This window comes from Sodalis sp. C49, from assembly GCF_046352915.1.
Classification (GTDB): Bacteria; Pseudomonadota; Gammaproteobacteria; order Enterobacterales; family Enterobacteriaceae; genus Acerihabitans.
In genome coordinates this window covers 339,252-357,155 of the sequence record NZ_CP163303.1, presented here as the reverse complement: position 1 = coordinate 357,155, position 17,904 = coordinate 339,252, and the positions used below count along the sequence as shown (strand labels likewise).

Here is a 17,904-nt window from a genome sequence, read left to right as displayed (position 1 = left end):
CAAGGCCTGGCGCAGACAGAATAAAGCGGCGGCAGGGCATGGCGGCAAGACGATTAAAAGCGCGTGACCAGGGCGCGATGCATGGCTCACATCCTGTGGGCCATCCCGCGGGCCAACGCCTGCGGCGTTGTGCTAAAGCGCTCCCGGGTGTCGTGGTATGGCTCACCTCCCTGTGGGCCAACGCCGTATCATTCAGGGTTTGAGGATGACTTTGGTCCAGCCCTCGTCGCGATCGTCAAAATGCTGGTATGCCTCCGGCGCCTGCGCCAATTGCAGGCGATGGGAAATAATTTGTGACGGTTTCGCCTTGCCCTGGTGAATCAGGCGCGCCAGCTGACGGTTATAGGCCTTGACGTTGGCCTGGCCGGTGCGGATTTGCTGGCCTTTAAACCAAAAGCTGCCGAAATCGAACGGCATTTTACCCTCTTTGGCCAGCTCCTGGCGCGCACCCGGATCCTGCGGAACAAATACCCCCACCACGCCGATGCCGCCGGTGGCTTTGGTGGAGGCCACCAGGCTGTTCATGGTAACGGAGATATCCTCATGGCCGTGTTTATCGCAACACTGGTAGCCGACGCATTCGCAGCCGCAGTCGGTGCCGCGCCCGTCGGTCAGGTTTAAAATTTTCTCCACCGCCGCGTCGCCGACGCCGTTAATGGCCGTGGCGCCGAGTTTCTCGGCCAAGGCCAGACGGCTTGGGTGGGTATCCACCACAAACACCTGCGACGCGCCCTTGATGATGGCCGAATGGGCGGCCATCAGCCCCACCGGGCCGGCGCCGTAGATGGCGACGCTATCGCCCGGACGCAATCCCGCCAGTTCCGTGGCATGCCAGCCGGTGGGGAAAATATCGGACAGCATCACGTAATCGTCCTCTTTCTCCTGCGCGTCGCGCGGCAGCACCAGACAGTTGAAATCGCCGAAGGGCACGCGCAGCAACTCCGCCTGACCGCCCTCATAAGGTCCCATTTCGGCAAAGCCGTAGGCGGCCCCCGCCGAACCGGGGTTGGCGGTCAGGCAGAACCCAGTCAGCCCGCGTTCGCAGTTTTCACAAAACCCGCAGCCGATGTTAAACGGCAGGCAAACATAATCCCCGACCTTGATGCGCTCCACCCCCGCCCCGATTTCAATAACCCGGCCCAGGTTTTCATGTCCGAAAATACGGCCCGTTTCAAAGCTGGTGCGGCCTTCATACATATGCAAATCCGAACCGCAGATATTGGTGGTGGTGATGCGCACCAGTACGTCGGTTGGCTTGATGATTTTCGCGTCCGGCATATCCTTCACCGCCACATCGCGTGGACCGTTATAAACGACTGCTTTCATGATTTCCTCCGGAACATGTCACTGTGATTGGGGGCAAAATGGTTTTTATCCGCATGCTTAACGGATAGACCAAAAGCCGCCGGGGCGCTATTAATGATGAGTTTTTTTACACAAAATATCGCGGCGGATAAGGATAACAATCGAGGCGGGACGTGCGTTAGAGTGAGATGTCCTGTGGCATAAGGCGCTGAATAAAGGCTAATTAATCAGTATTGATGAACAATGACCGGCGCAAGGCGACCCTGCGGGTACAACATCATGCCCCGCTCGGCGGCGGGGCATGATGCCTGGCGGTTAACGGTTAACGTCGACGACAATCCGGCCGCGGACTTTGCCGTCCAGCAGCGCGCCCGCGGTGGCGATGACCTCGCCCAGGCCAATTTCCCGGCTGATGCTGTTTAACAGGCCGTCGTCCACCAGGGCGGCGATTCGCTGCCAGGCGATCAGGCGATCGGCCACCGGGCGCATCACGCTATCCACCCCGGCCAGGGTCACGCCGCGCAGGATAAACGGCGCCACGCTTGCCGGCAAATCCATGCCCTGGGCCAGGCCGCAGGCGGCCACGGTACCCTGGTAGCGTAAACCGGCGCAGACATTGGCCAGCGTATGGCTGCCGACGCTGTCGATGGCGGCGGCCCATTGTTCCTTGCCCAGCGGACGCCCCGGCGCGGAAAGCTGCGCCCGGTCGATAACCTCGGCTGCGCCCAGTTGCCGCAGATGTTCCGCCTCCTCCTGACGCCCGGTGGACGCCGTTACCTCATAGCCCAGGCGGGAGAGGAACGCGATGGCAAAGCTGCCGACGCCGCCGTTGGCGCCGGTAACCAGTACCTTTCCCCCCGCCGGCGTCACGCCGTTTTTCTCCAGCGCCAGCAACGCCAGCATGGCGGTATAACCGGCGGTGCCTATCGCCATGGCCTGCCGGGCGGTCAGCCCCGCGGGCAGCGGGATCAGCCAGTCGCCGTTCAGCCGCGCTTTTTGCGCCAGCCCGCCCCAGTGTTTTTCCCCCACGCCCCAGCCGTTAAGCAGCACCGCGTCGCCCGCTTTAAAAGCGCTATGATCGCTATGCGTGACGATACCGGCCAGATCAATGCCCGGCACCAGGGGGAACGTGCGTACCACCGGGCCTTTACCGGTAATGGCCAGCCCGTCTTTATAGTTGAGCGTGGAATACGCAACATCTATCTGCACATCGCCCGCGGGCAGCTGCGCCTCGTCCAGGCGGGTATGGCGGGCGCGATAGCCTTGTTCGTCTTTCTCAACCAAGATTGCGTTAAACATGCTGATTCCTCAAATGGTCTTTAAATATCGTGAGCCCGGCAAGGGTTCAGCGCGGCAGACCGGCGAAAAACCCGTCGGCGAACCGCTGTAAAGGTTGGGGGCCGCCGGCCAGCCGGGCGCGCATTACCGCCCCTTCCCAGCCGATCCAGAAAAATTCCGCCAGGCCTTCGCAGTCCGCGTCCGGCGGTAATTGCCCGGCGGCGCGCGCCAGCCGCAGGCAGCAGGCGACCCGCTGTTGCCATTGCTGCAAAATGTCGCTGAGCTGGCGGCGGTAGCTTGCCGGCAGCACGTTGATTTCCTGCCCGAGATTGCCCACCAGGCAACCGCGTCTGAAATCGTATTTCGCCATGCCCAGGCTGAGGTCGGACACCAGCGCCCGCAGGCGCTCCAGCGGCGGCAGGGTTTCGTCCAGCAGCCAATGGTCCAGCTTGCGCAGAAAATAGCGGCCGTAGTAGTCGATAATCGCCTGCCCGAACGCTTCCTTGCTCTCGAAGTAGTAGTAAAACGAGCCTTTCGGCACGCCCACCTGCTTCAGGATGCCGTCGATACCCGAGGCGCTGAACCCCTGCTCGGTCAGGATAGCGGTACCGCAGCGAATCAGATTTTCACGGGTATCCGGCTGGTCCCGGGCGATTTTCGGCGGACGCCCGCGCCGTGCGGCAACAGTTTTTTCATTCATGGTAATAATATAGACCGATCGTCTATAAAAATCGAGTGTAACCTGTTCCGCCGCGCGGTTTATTGCGCCGGATCATGATCCGGCAAACGCCAGGCCAACCGGCCTGGCGAACGTCGCGGGCAGCGTTACCCGGAGGAATCAGTCATGCGCGGCGACCGCGGCAGGCGCCGGCTCCGCCTGCAATTGCGTCGCCGGCCGGTTCCGGCCGCGCATAAACCACGCCGGGATAATCGCCAGGAAGAAAAACACCGCCACGATATAAAACCCGTCCTGATAGGCGAACAGCTGCGCCTTCGGCACCAGCATGGTTTCCAGGTAGGCCATTGAGCCGGGATTCACGCCTTGCGGTAAGCGGCTGCCGAACGGATTGCCCCAGTGGGAATAGAGCAGCGCCAGGCGGGAGATGGATTCCGCCGCCGTGGCGTTGGCGGCCGTCAGCGCCTGCGCCAGGGCGTCGCCGTGAAAAATGGTACGCCGGTCGATAATCACCGACAGCAGGTTAACGCCAAAGGCGCCGCCCAGCTGGCGGACAAAATTAAGGCTGCCGGATCCCTGGGCCAGCTTATCCGCCGGCAGCGCCCGCAGCGCCCCGGCGTTCAGCGCCGGCAGCATAACGCCCAACCCGATACGACCCAGCACGACCCACAGGGCCATGGTCCAGAAAGGGGTATCGACATCGACGCCGCCGGACAGCCAGCAGGACAGGCCGAAAATCGCCAGCCCGGCCATCACCGGCAGATGCGGCGGCAGGCGATCGCTCAGTTGTCCGGCAATGGGAAATATCAGCCCCAGCACCAGCCCGGAGGGCATCAGCAATAATCCGGAGCGGGTGGGCGTATATCCCTGCACGGTTTGGACAAACAGCGGGATGATATAGGTGGAACCGTAAATGCCGGCCCCCAGCGCGAAGGCCACCACGCACCCGGCGGAAAAACGCAGGTTATTGAATACCCGCAGGCTAAGCAACGGCTGCGGCGCCACCAGTTCCCACAGGATAAACGCGGCGGCGGTTATCAGGGCGGCGGCAAACATGCCGATAATAAAAAAAGAATCCCATCCCTCGCGCTGGCCGTTGGACAAACCGGTGAGCAGCGTGATCAGCGCGCAGACCAACAGCAAAAACCCGAGGCCGTCGAACCTGCGGCGCGGCGCGGCGGCCTGCTTATCCAGCCCCGGCAGGATAACCATCGCCGCCGCCATGCCGGCAACGCAGAATGGCACCACCACCAGAAAGACAAAACGCCAGTCGTACTGATCGACCATCAGGCCGCCGACCGTCGGCCCCAGCGCCGGGGCCAGCACCACGCCCACCCCATAGATGCCCATGGCCTTGCCGCGCTGCGCGGGAGGAAATACCTGCGAGAGCACCACCATCGCCATCGGCTGGATAATGCCCGACGCGCAACCCTGCAGCACCCGGGCCAAAATCACTTCGGCGCCGCTGGCGCTGGCAAAGCCCAGCAGGCTGCCGGCGATAAACACCGCCAGCGCGCCGACAAACGCCCGCCGGTAGCCGAACCGCTCCAATACCCAGGCGGTCATCAGCATGGTGGCGGTCATTGAGGCTAAAAAAGCGGTGGAGAGCCATTGCACCTGATCCTGCCCCAGGCCAAACGCCCCCATGATATCGCGCATGGCCACGTTAACGATGGTGGCGGTGGCGGTGGTGGCGATGGTGCCCAGCATCACCGTGCCGGTGGCCAGCCAGCGATACGCGGGACCAAAACGCTGCGCCTGGGTCTCAATGGGCGACATTGATGGCCACCTCAACCATCAGGCCGGGTTTCAGCCGCGCGTCGGCCTGGTCAAAGGCAATACGCACCGGCACCCGCTGGGTGATTTTGGTAAAGTTGCCGGACGGATTGGGACTGGGCAGCAGGGCGAATTGATTGGTGGCGGTATTGCCGACCCGGATCACGTGCCCATGGGAAACCAGATCGGGATAGGCGTCGATGCCAATATCCACCGGCTGGCCCACCGCCACCTTATTCAGCGCCGTTTCCTTAATGTTCGCCTCCACCCAGACGTTGTGCGGATCGTGGACCATCATCACCCACTGTCCTGCCTGCACATAATCCCCCACATCGCCCAGCGTACGATCCACCACCCCGTCCACCGGCGAGCGCAGGGTGCGATCGGCGATTTCCTGGGTAATCTGCTGCGCCTGCGCCGTCAGCGCCACCAGCTGCTGGCGCTGCATATCGATCTGCCGGTCCAGCACCTGCAGCTGCCCGCGCTGCGCCCGGGCATTGGCCAGCGCCGCCCGCTGCGACAGCAGCTGCGCCTCGGCCTCCCGCTGCTGATCCTGACGCTGCAGCAGGGCGGTATGGCTTTCATCCCAGGTCTTGCGCGGCGTCAGTCCGCTTTTCACCAAACTATCGTCACGCTGGAAATTGGCTTGCGCCAGCGCCAGCTGATGCCCGGCGTCGGACAGCGTCGACTCCGCCACGGTCAGCTGCGCCTGCGCCTGCTCAAGGGTGGCCTGGGTGGTTAAATCGGCGGTCTGGCGCTGCGCCTCGGTATAGCGGATTTGCGCATTGGCGGATGCCAGGTCGCCTTGCACCGCCGCCAGCCGCAGCCGGGCGTCGCGGTCGTCGATCTGCGCCAGGACCTGGCCTTTTTTAACATGATCGCCATCCATCACCGGACGCGCCACCAGCCAGCCGTCCACCCGGCTGGCCAGGGTCACCACCTCGCCGCTAATATGGGCATCATTCTCGGCCACATGGGCAAAACGCCAGTCAAGCCAGGTGATAAACCAGATAGCCAGCGCTATCACCACCACCAGCCCGGCGATAACCCAGGTTTTCTGCCGATTGTTAAGACGTTTAAACCGGGTGAGGGACAGAAATCGCCTCTCGTGTACACCACTATTCATACGGGTTCCCTGTCGACGACGGCCAAACTGACCAGCACCTGTTCCAGCAAACGGTTCATTTGTTCGATATCGTTATCGTCCACGCCGGCCAGCGCCCGATCGCGCACCTGCTGGGCCATCCCCTCCACCTGCTGGACCCGCTGCATGCCGGATTCGGTCAGATGGATCTCTTTGGCGCGGCGATCGCTGCCTTCGCGCCGCTCGATAAACCCCTGGTTTTGCAGGTTATCCAACAGGCGCACCACCGAGGACGCATCCAGATAAATGGCTTCGGCCAGGTCTTTTTGCAGCATCGGCTTGTCCGCGCGCGCCAGGTATAACAGCGGCACCCAGGTGGCTTCCGTCAGGCCATAGGGCTGGAGCTTGCGATCGATAACCCGCCGCCATTGCCGCGCGGTCTGGGCAATCAGGTTGGCGAAATGGCGCTTGGGCGACGGAGCGGGCAGCGTTGAATCGGTTAAAGACGAGGTAGGAGTTGATGACATAGGGAATAGATTCCAACACATTAGTTGATATATAAATAATAACTCCCTGTACCTATATATTGTCAAGACTTTACCGGCGCGACACGCCATTCCCCCTGCCCCATTGACCTTACTGGCGATTACGAGGCATTATCATTTGGTCAACATATTCATAATTATCGTAAAAGTGATCCCGCATTGCGATTTTGTCAGAGGACGCATTGATGCTCCGCCGTTTTTTTAGCTACTACCTTCCTTATAAGCGCTTGTTTGCGCTCGATTTCGGCTGTGCCATTCTCGCCGGCCTGCTTGAGCTGGGTTTTCCCATGGCGGTAAAACTCTTTATCGACAAATTACTGCCCGCCCAGGACTGGGTGCTGGTATGCGTCTCCGCCGCCGGCCTGCTGCTGATTTATTTGCTCAATACCGGGCTGATGGCGGTGGTTAACTATTGGGGCCACGCCCTGGGCGTGGGCATAGAAACCGATATGCGCCGCGAGGCGTTTAATCATCTGCAGAAGCTCTCGTTCCGTTATTACGACAATACCAAGACCGGCCACATCATCACCCACGTCACCAAGGATCTGGAGGAGGTCGGCGAAATCGCCCATCACGGCCCGGAAGATCTGTTTATCGCCCTGATGACGTTTATCGGCGCGTTTATCCTGATGGCCACCGTCCATGTGCCGCTGGCGATGCTGACCGTTATCATCGTCCCCGCCATGACCTGGCTGGTCAGCAGCCAGGGCGCGCAGATGACGGACACCTGGCGCAAGCTGTTCCGCCAGGTGGGCAATTTCAACGCCCGCATCGAGGAGAGCATCGGCGGCATCCGCGTGGTCAAGGCCTTTGCCAACGAACGCCAGGAAGAAGCCCTGTTTGCCCGTGATAACGACAGCTACCGCGCCACCAAGCTGCGCGCCTACCGCATCATGACCGCCAGCCTGACCCTAAGTTATCTCAGCACCCGCCTGGTCCAGCTGATCGTGATGGTTGCCGGCACCTGGTATGTTATCAAGGGCGAGCTAAGCTACGGCGGTTTTGTCGGTTTCCTGCTGCTGGTGGAAGTCTTTTTCCGCCCGGTTGCCAAGATTTCGGCGGTGCTGGAGAGCTATCCCAAGGGCATTGCCGGCTTTAAGCGTTTTACCGGGCTGATGGATACCGTGGCCGATATCACCGACCGCCCCGCCGCCCTGGCGGTGGACAGCCTGCGCGGCGATATCGTCTATCGCGACGTCAGCTTCGGCTACCGGGCCGATAAACCGATCTTCAGCCATCTGAACCTGACCATCCGCGCCGGCGAAACCGTGGCCTTTGTCGGCCCGTCCGGCGCGGGTAAAACCACGCTGTGCTCTTTGCTGCCGCGCTTTTATGACGTGGATGCCGGAAGCATCAGCGTGGACGGCATCGATATCCGCGATATGACCCAGGCTTCGCTGCGCGGCAATATCGGCATTGTGCAACAGGACGTATTCCTGTTCGGCGGATCGATCCGCGAAAATATCGCCTATGGCAAACTGGACGCCACTGATGAGGAAATCTGGCAGGCGGCGCGGCGGGCGCGCCTTGACGAGCTGATCGCCGCCCTGCCGGAAGGACTGGATACCCTGGTGGGCGAGCGCGGGGTAAAGTTGTCCGGCGGCCAGAAGCAGCGTCTGTCCATTGCGCGTATTTTCCTGAAGAACCCGCCAATCCTGATCCTCGACGAAGCCACCTCGGCGCTGGATACCGCCACCGAGCAGGCCATCCAGCACTCGCTGTCCGACCTGTCACGGGGACGTACCACGCTGGTGATAGCCCATCGCCTGGCCACTATCCAGCATGCCGATCGCATCGTGGTGGTGGATACGCAGGGCATTATTGAACAGGGCAGCCACAAGGAACTGCTGTTGCGGCACGGCACTTATGCCCGCCTGCATCAGGCCCAATTCGGCGCGGCCTGATTGCCGCGCGAATTAACCGAATAGCGTTGAGGTTATGTTAATGAAATAACCTCAACGGCTATTCTTTTTGACCAAAAACAATAATCATCCATTAATTACAAGGCAATGCAATTATAACTCAGGGTATTATATCTTGTGACTCATCTCGCCTATTAATCAATTTTCTCGTAATAACACCCCTATCTTAGATTTGACGCAACGAATTGTGTGGTCAACAGGCCGATATTAGCGGTTAACAAAAAACGTTAACTTTCTTTGAGGAATGTATGGACTTCTTTATTCAACTGGCCGTTATTCTGGCCTGTCTGTTATACGGCGCCAGAAAGGGCGGTATCGCCCTCGGCCTCCTGGGCGGTATCGGGCTGGTTATCCTGGTCTTCGTCTTCCATCTCGAACCCGGTAAACCCCCGGTCGACGTCATGCTGGTGATTATCGCCGTGGTCGCCGCCTCCGCCACCCTGCAAGCCTCCGGCGGCCTGGACGTCATGCTGCAAATCGCCGAGCGACTCCTGCGGCGCAACCCCAAATACGTCTCCATCGTCGCCCCCTTCGTCACCTGCTGCCTGACCATCCTCTGCGGCACCGGCCATGTGGTCTACACCATTTTGCCCATCATCTACGACGTGGCGATTAAAAATAATATCCGCCCCGAACGCCCCATGGCCGCCAGCTCCGTCGGCGCCCAGATGGGCATTATCGCCAGCCCCGTGTCGGTCGCGGTGGTCTCCCTGGTGGCCATGCTCGGCAATGTGTCTTTTAACGGCCGCCACCTCGACTTCCTCGACCTGCTGGCCATCACCGTTCCCTCCACCCTGTGCGGCATCCTGGCCATCGGCATTTTCAGTTGGTTTCGCGGCAAGGACCTGGATAAGGACGAGGTGTTCCAGAAATTTATCGCCGACCCCGAAAACCGCCACTATGTCTACGGCGATACCGCCACCCTGCTCAACCAGAAGCTGCCGCGCAGCAACTGGGTGGCGATGTGGATTTTCCTCGCCACCATCGCCGTCGTCGCGCTGCTGGGCGCGATGCCGCAGCTGCTGCCGGTGTTCGGCGGCAAACGGCTGTCGATGGTATTGGTTATCCAGATGTGCATGCTGTTTTCCGGCGCCCTGATTATCATCGCCACCAAAACCAACCCGGCAGCCATCTCGAAAAACGAAGTCTTCCGCTCCGGCATGATCGCCATCGTGGCGGTCTACGGCATCGCCTGGATGGCGGAAACCATCTTCGGCGCGCACCTGGCCGAAATCGAAGCCAGCCTCGGCGCCATTATCAAGGTCCATCCCTGGGCCTACGCGCTGGCGCTGCTGGTGGTCTCGAAGTTCGTCAACTCCCAGGCCGCGGCGCTGGCGGCGATTGTGCCCCTGGCCCTGGCCATCGGCGTCGACCCGGCCTATATCGTCGCCTCGGCGCCCGCCTGCTACGGCTATTATATCCTGCCGACCTATCCCAGCGACCTGGCGGCTATCCAGTTTGACCGTTCCGGCACCACCCATATCGGCAAGTATGTCATCAACCACAGCTTTATCCTGGTGGGCCTGATTGGCGTGGGTGTTTCCAGCGTTATCGGCTGGATCCTGGCCGCCGCCTACGGCTTTTTATAATAATCCGCTAGAAAATCCCGCCGCATTGCGGCGGGATGCGGGCGGATGCGCAATCTCTGAGCAAACAGACCCTTTACGTCCCTTCCCCCTTTGACATCGCCCACCACCATCGCTATTATGCGAACCCAGCGATTCCTCTGTAGTTCAGTCGGTAGAACGGCGGACTGTTAATCCGTATGTCACTGGTTCGAGTCCAGTCAGAGGAGCCAAATTTTTATTTTCATGCCGCTCCGCGAATCCTTATCTGAACTAGATTCAAAAAGTTAGCGTGAAAAACCTTCCCGATGCATTTTTGTTTTTCCCTCCGCATCGGGAGAATTTGGTGGTCAGATTTGGGGTCAAGTTGGTTCGATGACGGAGTGACCCCCAAATGTCTCTTAACGACTCAAAAATCCGCCACTTAAAACCATCCGCAAAACCCTTGAAAGTTTCCGATTCTCACGGTCTGTACCTTTTAGTTAATCCAGGCTGCCGGTGGCTGTCAACGAAGTTGACAGCCACCGGCAGTATGAAAACGATGATCCCACAGCTTCGTCGGCGGCGAAGTCGGCACCGTGCGAAGCATCTCGTCAGGCGCCGCCTGGCCATGTGGAGAGCGCTTGTTCTGCTACCGCCTCAAGAGTCGCACGATCGTAGCCGCTCCTGGCCTGGACTGCCATCCCCGAGAGTATCGTCATGACAAATGCGGCCAGCGCGGTACAGTTTGCGTCCCCCGGTAAGTCTCCCTGCTCCCTGGCGCGCTCCAGACGTCGGACAAGTGCCGCCTTGCCCACCGACCGTGCATCGACCAGCGTCTTTTGAATGGGTGCGATGCTATCCGGCCCGACCATAGCGCCGAGCACGCCCATGCACCCCCTGCGGTCAGCAAACCGCGTATGCAGCTCAGCCGCTCCAAACAGGATGCGTTCGATGACCGCGCGTGATGTGGGCTGCTCCAGCGCCTCTGGGAAATAAGACAGATATCGCGCGTAGTAACGCTCGAGCGCCAGGCGGAACATGGCCTCCTTGTTGCCGAACGCCGAATACAAGCCGGGGCGTTCGACGCCGGTCGCCTGCGTCAGGTCGGTGTATGACGCACCTTCGTAGCCTTTAAGCCAGAAGACGTCAAGCACGGCGTCGAGCGCCTTGTCGACATCAAACTCGCGGTGACGGCCCATATTTTCTCCTCGACCCCTTTTTTCATAACGATCGATATTAAATTAATTGACGGGCTGGGTCAACTGGTTGACACCGGCCGGCCGATAAAGTAACGTTCATTACGATACTGATCGTTATTTAATTGTGCCAGCTCTCGGTGCAGCCGTTTCGTAGCCTTAAGAGAAAGCAATAATGAAAACTACCCTGAACCGTCAAATTATCCTAGCAGCCCGACCGATAGGCATGGCGAAACTGAGCGACTTCACATTCGTGGAAACACCGGTGCCCGCGCTGAAGGATGGCGAAGTCCTGTTCCGCAATACCCTCTTTTCTATCGACCCCTACCAGCGCAACCTTATGGGTAATGGCTCGTCCGAGTGGCCGAGTATCGCAATTGGCGACCCGATGGGCGGGCCAACGGTCGGCATCGTCGAGGAAAGCAACAACCCGGCATTCGCGGTCGGTGACCATATCCAATCTTGGTCTGGCTGGCAGCAGTATGCCGTGTCGGACGGCGCGGACCTGCGCAAACTCAATGCCGCTGCCGCGCCGCTGTCGACTGCGCTCGGCCCCCTCGGCCTGACGGGATTTACCGCCTGGTACGGCACCACCAAAGTGAGCACATTCAAGCCGGGCGGCACCTTTGTCGTCACCGGGGCGGCCGGGGCGGTCGGCTCGACGGCGGCGCAACTGATGATGCTGCGTGGGCATCGCATCATTGGAGTAGCGGGCGGCGCTGACAAAATTGCATTCCTAAAGAATGAACTGGGCATCGACGCGGCCATAGATTACAAGGCTGCCGACTTCAAAGAACAAGTGGCGCGCGCCCTGCCCGATGGCATCGACTCGTTTTTTGAAAACGTCGGTGGCCCGAACTTCCCCGTGTTGATGGAGCACTTCAACCCGCACGCGAAAATGGTTATCTGCGGCACGATCGCAGACTACAGCGACACCGACCTGCCGCAAGGAACGAATTACCTGCCGCGCTTGATTACGCTTATCCACTACCGGTTCATCGACATCAAGGCGTTTGCCACGCCCTACGTCATGGACACCTTCCCGGAGTTCCTGGCCGAGATGACACCCCTCGTGGTGGGCGGAAAAATCACATACCGCGAAGAGTTCGTCGACGGTTTCGACCAGCTTCCCGCAACGCTGCTCAAACTATTCGACGGCACCCATAGTGGCAAGAAGCTGATCGTTCGGGCATAAGCCGCCCAACCAACCTATTCAAGGAACAAACAATGACTAAACTGACTGGAAAACTGGCGCTCGTCACGGGCGCGGCACGGGGCATCGGCGCAGGCATCGCGCTGGCACTGGCCGACCAAGGCGCTGACGTGGTGATTACCTACGAACGCTCGACCGAGCGCGCGGCTGCGGTGGTCAAGGCAATCGAGCAGAAAGGTCGGCGCGCATTTGCCATCCAGGCCGACAGCGCCGACGCCGCCGCGGTGAAGCGCTCGGTCGACGAGGCCGCAGCCATGCTCGGGGGGCTAGATATTTTGGTGAACAACGCCGGCATAGCGCGCGTCAGTGCGTTCGTGAACCTTGGCCTCGCCGACATCGATGCCATGCTGAATGTGAACGTGCGCGCAGCCGTACTGGCTGCGCAGGCTGCGCTTCCCTACCTGAAGCAAGGTGGGCGAATCGTCACCATCGGCTCGAACGTCTCGCAGCGCGTGCCGTTTGGCGGGCTGACGGTGTACGCCCTCACCAAGTCCGCACTGCTGGCGTTCACGCAGGGCCTGGCCCGGGAAGTCGGTCCGCTGGGAATTACGGTCAACCTGGTGCAACCGGGGCCAATCGACACCGACCTCAATCCTGCCAACGGCGATCTGGCCGGACTCAACCTGCCATTCATTGCGCTCGGTCGCTACGGTATTCCCGCCGACATCGGCCATGCAGTGGCATTTTTGGCCAGTTCCGCAGCGAACTATGTTACTGGCTCGGTGTTGACCGTCGATGGCGGATTTAACGCTTGAGCACCGTACGAAACATAAGCAGGCGTTCGCTTCACTTTCACCCATTGGCCCTGGGTGGATGATTGCGCTGATCATTAGGGAACCGCCTGCCATAACTCCCAAGCTGGCTGGAATGTACTGAAAGATACTTGCAGGAGGGCGGTGTATCCATCACGTCACATAGATTGTACGGTGGGGACGACCATTCACCCCACTCAACCATAGCTTTAGCTGATTACAGCAAGCTTGCCCCTATATCTAAAACGCTACATCGCGACAACGGAAGGAAATTTTTGGCGGTAGTAGTAGGTTCTTCGGCACGGCGATAATCCTTGTTGGAGCAGAGCAACCGTTGTTAATGATTATGGGTGGGCGCCGTACTTGCCTTCTTCAACTTGGCTATATCCATGGGCCGTCATGAACTTTGATACGGCCTCTTCAGCGTAGCTAAACACTTCATTGATAGGCTTATTAGCATCGATATCAACAATTTGTGCGCCTTCATAAGTCAGTAGCGGAGTGATGGCGATTTTTTTGGCGAGGGATTCTTGACGATGATCGGGCTTGCGCGCGCAGGCAATATCAAGATCAACATTGAGTTTTATCACCAAGTCCGGCTTATGGTTGGCCATCCATCGAAACGCCGTGCGTTCACGCCCGGCCAGCCACGCCACAAATCGACTGCCCGGCGCGTTGGCGGGAAGTATGGTGCCATCATAACCGCCCGGGATTTGCACTTGAGGAAAACGGTCGGTCAGCACCATTAGCCCCCGCCGGCGAAAAGCCAGCATGCGGCGAAAGCGCAATAACCGGCGCAGCACGAAAGACATAATCACCAGGGCGGCAACCGGGCCAGGAAGAGACTTGGTGATATTGACTTTATTACGCTTAATGGCCTTGTCAAGCGAGTTACCCATGAAGGGCAGCTTCACCACGACACGCTCTACGTTTCCCGCTTGTTTACCTAAGTGAACTCTTACCGCGGGTCCGTATTTTTTTACATGGGTAATGAGATGTTCGCAGACCGTGGACTTACCAGAACCATCGCTGCCTATTACTGCTATGAGCGGTGGAAGTTGTGCATGCATAACCATATTCTCTTCTTAAGTTATCCCCACGAATATACCATTTTAAAAGGGGAACGTCACAACTGACCGGGCTCCCGGCCGGGTGGAACAAATATCTTGAACCCAAGATGGAATAGCATACAATATATTTTTTAAAAAATTGGATTTTTTGATGTGAGTCAACAAATTAGACCCACTACTCATCATCCTCCGGTGCGAGTGATAGCAATCACGGGGTGCGATGGTTCGGGGAAATCGACTTTGGCCGCCAGCCTGGTAAGCCATCTGTCGGAGCAAAGCTCGCCGGAATTGCTTTATCTCGGGCAGTCGTCGGGGCGCATAGGGGAATGGATCGGCAGCCTGCCCATTATTGGCGCCACCTTTGGCCGTTATTTGCTGGCCAAGTCCGAACGGGTGCACGCGCGTCCCTCTACGCCTCCAGGCAATGCCACTACGCTGGTTATCTACCTGCTTTCCTGTTGGCGTACCTATAAGTTCCGGCGCATGCTGGCGAAGTGCCGGCAGGGGCGTTTGCTGATAACCGATCGCTATCCCCAGGCCGAAGTGGCCGGGTTTCGCGTTGATGGTCCGCAGTTGGCAAAAACGGTGGGTGGTAACTTTTGGGTGCGCGCGCTGCGAAAACGTGAGCAAAAGCTGTACCAATGGATGGCCTCTTATCCGCCCCTGTTATTGATTCGGCTTGATATTGACGAACAAACGGCGCACTCACGCAAACCCGATCACCGGCTCTCCGCTTTACGTGAGAAAATTAGGGTCATACCAAGTCTTACTTTTAATGGCGCGACCATCCTTGACCTGGATGGCCGGCAGCCGGCGGCAAAGATTCTCGAAGAGTCGTTACGCGCGATTCGAGCCACTCTTTCGTAGTGACAAGTTCAGGCTTGTGATTACCGTTGAATACAGAAATAAATGCAAACAGATAGCTTAAACACAAAAAACAACCCATCGCCCTCCTATGTCCCCGGACTGGTTGCGGTAGTGGGCTGCGATGGCACGGGAAAGTCGACCCTTACCGCCGACCTGGTAAAAAATCTGCGTACGCATTGGGTGACCGAGCGTCGTTATTTAGGGGTTCTGTCAGGTGAGTCCGGCAATAAAATCAAACGCCTGCCTTTCATCGGCGTGTGGCTCGAGCGGCGCCTGGCTGCCAAGTCCGAAAAGACGCAGAGCATGAGCAGCAAGTCTCCGGCGCTGTGGGCGGCGTTGATCATCTACGGGTTTTCATTGTTGCGCGCGGCGAATTTTCGCAAGGTACGGCGTTTGGCGCAAAGCGGCGTGCTGGTTATCAGCGATCGCTATCCGCAGGCGGAAATGTCGGGTTTTCATTATGATGGGCCTGGCATTGGCGTAGAGCGCGTTACCGGCTGGCTGATGACGCGTCTGGCGACAAACGAGCGGCGGTTATATCAGCAGATGGCGTTATACCGCCCCGAATTGATCATTCGCCTTGATATTGATGTCGAGACTGCTTTCTCCCGCAAACCTGATCATAGTTATGAGGAGTTGCGGGATAAAATCGCGGTCATGGTGAAGCTTCATTATAATGGCGCCCGAATCCTCGATCTGGATGCTAAAGCACCTTATGGTGAAGTGCTGGAAAAAGCGCTTGATGCCATATCCTCAGTTGCTTTAGCCTCGCGGCGCAGGGATGGGATCGTCTGAAAAGCAGTTGAATCTCGAAGACAATGCCTAACCCGCATCCATCTACTGTGGCGGCGATGATTTGCCCAAGGTTCTCGCAAAAAAATGATGCGCGGCGGCGCGCATCATACTGGCCATAATCCTTATAGCAGGATAATCAGCCAAATTATTATCGTCAGCACTACAGCGACTAACTGCGCCGCTCCACCCAAATCTTTAGCCCGCTTTGATAAGGGATGCCTATCTAAAGAAACACGGTCTATCGCCGTTTCAATAGCCGTGTTAAGTAACTCAACCACCAGTAAAAGAAAACAACTGGAAATTAAGAATAAACGCTCTATTTTTGTCACGTCCAAAAAAAATGCAATGATTACTAATATTGAACTAATGACAGACAATTGGCGAAAAGCATCTTCTGTAAGCACAGCATCAACCAGCCCGGCCAACGAGTTATTGATACTGCTGGTTAATCGTTTGATTCCTTTCTTTTTTTCAAATGGCATAACTATTTTCTCTTATGGTTTTGACCCCATATATCCATGCACCTATTCCCGCTTAGGTTGATGGTTTCCCCCTGCGCCGATATTCTCTTGGTGAGCGATATCCTAAAGCGCTGTGCGGGTGATATTCGTTGTAATGTTCGAACGCTAACGACAGGTTTAACACTGCCGTCTGGCTGTCCGGTTTTGGCATCATACCGATATAATCACGCTTCATCGTCTTAACGAAGCTTTCTGCTACACCATTACTTTGTGGACTTCTGATCGCGGTCGTTCGGGGCTCCAGGCCCAGCATTTTAGCGAAGCTCCGGGTTTCATCGGCACGATAGGCCGAACCGTTATCCGTCAGCCATTCGAGGGGCGCTGTCGGCAGGTTTTGCCCGAACCGGCGTTCAACTGAGCGTAGCATAACGTCCTGTACCGTATCGCTGTCATAACCGCCGGTGCTGGCCGCCCAGTCCAAGGCTTCCCTGTCGCCACAGTCGATGGCGAAGGTGACCCGCAGCTTTTCGCCGTTATCGCAGCGGAACTCGAAGCCATCCGAACTCCAGCGCCGATTGCTTTCGGCCACCGCCACCCGGCCTGTGTGACGACGGGTATCCGGTGTGGGACGGGGTTTCGACTCTAACAACAAGCCGTTGTCACGCATCACGCGCCATACCCGTTTTGCGTTCACCCTCGGCAGACCTTCCTGCTCCGAACGGCGGCGCAGATTAGCCCAGATGCGTCGATAGCCATAACTCGGAAGGTCGGCAACTTCGGCACGGATGTGTTCCAGTAATTCGGCGTCATCCTGATGCCGCTGCATGCGACCGTCCTGCCAGTCCGCCTGCCGATAACGATAAAGCGAGAGCTGCGCACGCGACACACCCAGAGCTTCACTCACTGGTTTTACTCGTCGTCCCCGGGCAATAAGGGTCCGTGCGCAATCCATTTTTTTGCTTTGCCGTATTCTACCGCCTCCTTAAGGATCTCATTTTCCATGGTTTTCTTACCCAGGAGACGCTGGAGTTCACGGATCTGTTTCATGGCACTGTTTAACTCAGAAGCCGGCACAACTTCTTCGCCGGCAGAGACTGCCGTCAGGCTGCCATCCTGGTATTGCTTACGCCATTTAAAGACTTGATTAGCATTCACATTATGACGACGAGCGACAAGAGAAACGGAGCTTCCTGGCTGGAAGGTCTCCTGAACGATGGCGATCTTCTCCTGCGGAGTGCGACGACGGCGTCGCTCTGGCTCAGTAAGAACAGTACCCATGATTTCGCTTTGACCAGTCTTGAACATAGTTCCAAGCCTACCTCTTATTTTAGGCGGGTCAAAGTGTATGGATCATCAGGGGGCTAATACATCTTATGACAAACGGGTGCGCAGCCTTTGCGTCAAATCGAGGAGTTAA

The 17,904-nt window shown here is 58.1% G+C and carries 15 protein-coding genes, 1 tRNA gene and 2 pseudogenes; 8 read left to right on the top strand and 10 right to left on the bottom strand.

Annotation, left to right across the window (positions count from 1 at the left end; all coding sequences use genetic code 11):
- Nucleotides 1–192: 192 nt before the first annotated feature.
- The 6 genes from ABUK12_RS01545 to ABUK12_RS01520 form a co-directional block, all read right to left on the bottom strand.
- Entirely contained in the window at nt 193–1,326 is a 1,134-nt protein-coding gene (locus ABUK12_RS01545) for a glutathione-independent formaldehyde dehydrogenase (RefSeq protein WP_410014631.1), read from the bottom strand.
- 294 nt (nt 1,327–1,620) lie between these two features.
- On the bottom strand, nt 1,621–2,604 hold the full coding sequence (locus ABUK12_RS01540) for an MDR family oxidoreductase (protein WP_410014630.1): 984 nt from the start codon (nt 2,602–2,604) through the stop codon (nt 1,621–1,623).
- 46 nt (nt 2,605–2,650) lie between these two features.
- Complete coding sequence (locus ABUK12_RS01535; RefSeq protein ID WP_410014629.1) at nt 2,651–3,283, bottom strand: TetR/AcrR family transcriptional regulator; 633 nt, start codon at nt 3,281–3,283, stop codon at nt 2,651–2,653.
- Nucleotides 3,284–3,421: 138 nt separating this feature from the next.
- On the bottom strand, nt 3,422–5,038 hold the full coding sequence (locus ABUK12_RS01530; RefSeq protein ID WP_410014628.1) for a DHA2 family efflux MFS transporter permease subunit: 1,617 nt from the start codon (nt 5,036–5,038) through the stop codon (nt 3,422–3,424).
- Nucleotides 5,025–6,161 (bottom strand): HlyD family secretion protein, encoded by a 1,137-nt coding sequence (locus ABUK12_RS01525; RefSeq protein WP_410014627.1) that lies wholly within the window; start codon nt 6,159–6,161, stop codon nt 5,025–5,027. The genes ABUK12_RS01530 and ABUK12_RS01525 overlap by 14 nt, the downstream gene beginning before the upstream one ends.
- Entirely contained in the window at nt 6,158–6,646 is a 489-nt protein-coding gene (locus tag ABUK12_RS01520; RefSeq protein ID WP_410014626.1) for a MarR family winged helix-turn-helix transcriptional regulator, read from the bottom strand. The genes ABUK12_RS01525 and ABUK12_RS01520 overlap by 4 nt, the downstream gene beginning before the upstream one ends.
- Nucleotides 6,647–6,849: 203 nt before the next feature.
- Between ABUK12_RS01520 and ABUK12_RS01515 the strand changes: the two genes are divergently transcribed.
- The 4 genes and pseudogenes from ABUK12_RS01515 to ABUK12_RS01500 form a co-directional block, all read left to right on the top strand.
- Nucleotides 6,850–8,568 (top strand): ABC transporter ATP-binding protein, encoded by a 1,719-nt coding sequence (locus ABUK12_RS01515; protein ID WP_410014625.1) that lies wholly within the window; start codon nt 6,850–6,852, stop codon nt 8,566–8,568.
- Nucleotides 8,569–8,834: 266 nt separating this feature from the next.
- Complete coding sequence (locus ABUK12_RS01510) at nt 8,835–10,175, top strand: anaerobic C4-dicarboxylate transporter (RefSeq protein ID WP_410014624.1); 1,341 nt, start codon at nt 8,835–8,837, stop codon at nt 10,173–10,175.
- Between the two features lie 133 nt (nt 10,176–10,308).
- Nucleotides 10,309–10,384 (top strand) — tRNA-Asn (locus tag ABUK12_RS01505).
- Nucleotides 10,385–10,545: 161 nt separating this feature from the next.
- Nucleotides 10,546–10,644: pseudogene (locus tag ABUK12_RS01500) on the top strand (DUF4102 domain-containing protein); the annotation flags it as partial.
- 100 nt (nt 10,645–10,744) lie between these two features.
- Here ABUK12_RS01500 and ABUK12_RS01495 read toward each other — a convergent pair.
- Nucleotides 10,745–11,332 carry a TetR/AcrR family transcriptional regulator gene (locus ABUK12_RS01495; RefSeq protein WP_410014623.1) on the bottom strand — a complete coding sequence of 196 codons (588 nt, stop codon included), beginning with the start codon at nt 11,330–11,332 and terminating at the stop codon, nt 10,745–10,747.
- 172 nt (nt 11,333–11,504) lie between these two features.
- Between ABUK12_RS01495 and ABUK12_RS01490 the strand changes: the two genes are divergently transcribed.
- Together ABUK12_RS01490 and ABUK12_RS01485 are read left to right on the top strand one after the other, a co-directional pair.
- Nucleotides 11,505–12,524 (top strand): NADP-dependent oxidoreductase, encoded by a 1,020-nt coding sequence (locus ABUK12_RS01490; protein ID WP_410014622.1) that lies wholly within the window; start codon nt 11,505–11,507, stop codon nt 12,522–12,524.
- 32 nt (nt 12,525–12,556) lie between these two features.
- Nucleotides 12,557–13,297: an SDR family oxidoreductase gene (locus tag ABUK12_RS01485; RefSeq protein ID WP_410014621.1), complete on the top strand. Its 741-nt coding sequence runs from the start codon at nt 12,557–12,559 to the stop codon at nt 13,295–13,297.
- Nucleotides 13,298–13,638: 341 nt separating this feature from the next.
- Here ABUK12_RS01485 and ABUK12_RS01480 read toward each other — a convergent pair whose 3' ends face one another.
- Nucleotides 13,639–14,364 carry a thymidylate kinase gene (locus ABUK12_RS01480; protein ID WP_410014620.1) on the bottom strand — a complete coding sequence of 242 codons (726 nt, stop codon included), beginning with the start codon at nt 14,362–14,364 and terminating at the stop codon, nt 13,639–13,641.
- Between the two features lie 153 nt (nt 14,365–14,517).
- Between ABUK12_RS01480 and ABUK12_RS01475 the strand changes: the two genes are divergently transcribed.
- Both ABUK12_RS01475 and ABUK12_RS01470 read left to right on the top strand, forming a co-directional pair.
- Complete coding sequence (locus ABUK12_RS01475; RefSeq protein WP_410014619.1) at nt 14,518–15,231, top strand: hypothetical protein; 714 nt, start codon at nt 14,518–14,520, stop codon at nt 15,229–15,231.
- A 42-nt stretch (nt 15,232–15,273) separates the two neighbouring features.
- Nucleotides 15,274–16,026: a hypothetical protein gene (locus tag ABUK12_RS01470; protein WP_410014618.1), complete on the top strand. Its 753-nt coding sequence runs from the start codon at nt 15,274–15,276 to the stop codon at nt 16,024–16,026.
- A 122-nt stretch (nt 16,027–16,148) separates the two neighbouring features.
- On the opposite strand, the gene ABUK12_RS01465 is transcribed toward ABUK12_RS01470, so the two are convergent.
- Together ABUK12_RS01465 and ABUK12_RS01460 are read right to left on the bottom strand one after the other, a co-directional pair.
- Entirely contained in the window at nt 16,149–16,508 is a 360-nt protein-coding gene (locus ABUK12_RS01465) for a diacylglycerol kinase (protein WP_410014617.1), read from the bottom strand.
- A 2-nt stretch (nt 16,509–16,510) separates the two neighbouring features.
- Nucleotides 16,511–17,765 (bottom strand): annotated as a pseudogene (locus ABUK12_RS01460) (IS3 family transposase).
- Nucleotides 17,766–17,904: the final 139 nt, after the last annotated feature.